1 protein-coding gene is annotated in these 2798 nt (G+C 35.7%); it reads right to left on the reverse strand.

The features are described from left to right. Positions 1-778: 778 nt before the first annotated feature. On the reverse strand, positions 779-2719 hold the full coding sequence (locus ACFRAK_RS27485) for a PhoX family protein (RefSeq protein WP_387594955.1): 1941 nt from the start codon (positions 2717-2719) through the stop codon (positions 779-781). Between the last annotated feature and the right edge of the window lie 79 nt (positions 2720-2798).

A 2798-nucleotide genomic window follows, 5' to 3' on the forward strand; every position in this document is an offset into this window, starting at 1 on the left:
TTTCGCATACTTTGTTGCTATTTACCAAGTAAAGCGGTGTGGTTGATTTCCCCTCCAGATGCTCGCTTTCCGCGGGGCGGGCGGTGAGCCTCCTCCGGCGTAAACGCATGTGGGGTCTCACTTGTCCCGCTGCTCCCGCAGGAGTCTCGCACTTGGGCTCCAATCAACGTTAAATCGTTTCGTTTTAAAAACAACAATCTTTACGAAAAGAGCCTTAATTTAAAACCGCACTTACTTATGATACGGTTCACCGTAATGTATCTAAATGAGGCTTTTTATTCCACTTAACTTCCTCAGTAAACTTTACAATAAAACTTTCTCCGTCAAATGTTGCGATGATGAATAAATGTTATCACACCCATATCCAATATGTGACCCAATTTCTTTTACTGTTTTGCCATTAAAATTTTTGCTCGAGAGCGTTTAAACCTTCTAAACCCATAGGCTCTTCATTCAGAACCCTTGTTATATTATTTATACCTTCAGAAAAATAGGATGTTTACGTTTTTTTATTGCTTCAAAATTATGTCTTAACCCCAACAAATAATACAGAGCCAAATTAAAATGGATGAGGGCTGTCACAAAAGTCATTTTTTAATCACTTTTATGACAGCCCTTTTCATTTTTATAAGCACAAAACTTCATTTACTGAAGGCATTTTAGGAGCCAGTTTATCCATTACTTAGTAACTTTATAGGCGTTTATATTTCCGGCTGCATCAGTTGCCGTTACGTAAATTTGTGTTCCTTCATTTAGGTTCATTACTAATTTAAACTTATCATTTTTTATCAATTTCTAAACTTTTTTGATATTTACCATTATTATATTTTGTTAAAGAAGGTATACCAGAGATATAACCAATCCCCCCTGTTTTATTAATGCCAATTTGTTCGTCAACAGCTTTAAGTAATTCATCTTTGTTAACAGCTGTAATTGACTTACCTTCTAGTTCATCACCAGGATGTTGGAAATTACTGAAAATGTATGAGAATCCATTGCGGTCATCAGCAGCAAATAATCCAGTTGCTTCGGCTCCTGCTGGAACAGATAGAATACGATTTAATTCTTTCGTATCAACATTATATGCCCAAACATAGTTATTTGTGTGAGCACCGCTATCTTCACCAATAAAGAGGGTTCTCATTGCTTCAGAATAACTTAAGTTATCGGGATTAGCTACTTTGTCTACATTTGCAGTGTTTCCATATGCATCAGCATTAGGAATGTCTTCGCCTACCACCAATCCATACATTGATGGTGCTACATAAGAGCTATGAATAGCCTTTCCTTCGCTATCCTTTTGACCACCTTGTAAATCTAATTGATAGGTTACACCAGCTTTAATTTTTGGTAATTGGAGATGGTCTGCTGGGTCTTTTCCTGTTGAATCTTTTTCCATACTCTTACTTTGATCGGAAATAGCAATATATACTTTTTTATCCTTTTCGTTAAGCGCTAAACCTTCCATTTTGTTAAATTCAGTAGTTGCACCAAGCATTGCTGCGTATCGGCGTGTTTCAAGGAAGGCAGCTGCTTTTTCTTTACCAGGTTTAAGTTTTAGATATTCTGTTTTACCATATGAATATTGTTTAATCGCTGTAAAACCTTCTTTTGGTACATCAGAAGTTTCAAAAATATCATTGAATGTAATGCCGCTGTCAATAATTTTTTCCACTTCTTTATCCGTTGTATGTCCTAAATTAATCCATTCTAAGTCTCCTGAACCACCATTTTCAGTACCTGTTTGTTTAAATTTAGCTGCATATAGTGTACCCGCTGATAACTCTTTTGCTTTATCGGCTATATACATAAACATTCCTGTATTACCACCATCATCACCGTAAAATACAGTTTTGTTATCAGGCATTACTTTAGCTAACTCATGGGAGAAACGCCCTGTACTGTAATGTTTTACAGCCGATGCTTTCCCCTTCTTATCTACTGTAATTTCAGGAGTGTAGCCATAGAAATAAGGATTAGCCTTTGCTTTATTTCCAAAATAGAATTGAGCAAATGTTTCAACTTGACTTCTTGTTTTTGATGTAGGGTCCGCAAATTGACGAGCATCTGGCTCATACTCTTCTGAACCTAAATGTGTATTCCATGGTGATAAAGAACCATTACATGGAATCCAAAGTCCATTTACTGCAGAAAAATCGATTTTTTCTACTTTTACAGGTTTAAGTTCACCTGTTTTTTTGTCCTGTTCCAACTCAGTTAAAGACATAGATGCTGGGACTAAACCGTATGCCGATTGACCAGCAGCATCAATTGTTTGATATTCATAATGTGTAACCATATAAAGTTTGCCGTCAATTGGCATTAATAAGCTATTTGAATCCGGAGCATCTGAAACAAAATATTTTCCGTCTGTGCTGCTTGGATCCTTAATTGGGTTTCCTTTTACATCAATTGGTGTACCTGCAGGAATTTTTTCACCTTTAACGGTTGCTACCTTATCTTCCGATTTAAATAGGTAGTTGTAGGACAACGGAAATGTTTTTACTTTTCCATTGCTATATTTTACATCAACGGTTGCAGTTGTATATGTTTTTACCATTTCATCGATAGTAGCTGGTGCTTTCATTCCATTAAATTTAACAGATTCAATTTTACTATTTTCCTTCGCAGTAGCTGCTGTCGGTGATAGTGCTGGAACTGTAATAGCTAAGGCAAGTGCTAAAGTAGCTCCTGTTTTCACAATTTTCTTATTAATCATCTAATGATTCCTCCAAGGAGATTTATATTTTACAATTCAATTAAACCAAAATTATATAAATATACTGTTAATTTTTTAT

It is taken from the genome of Peribacillus sp. NPDC056705 (genome assembly GCF_043656335.1).

What these genes read in the sequence shown, in the direction of transcription:
- ACFRAK_RS27485 (WP_387594955.1), bottom strand. Translation starts at nt 2,719, where the DNA reads ATGATTAATAAGAAAATTGTGAAAACAGGAGCTACTTTAGCACTTGCC.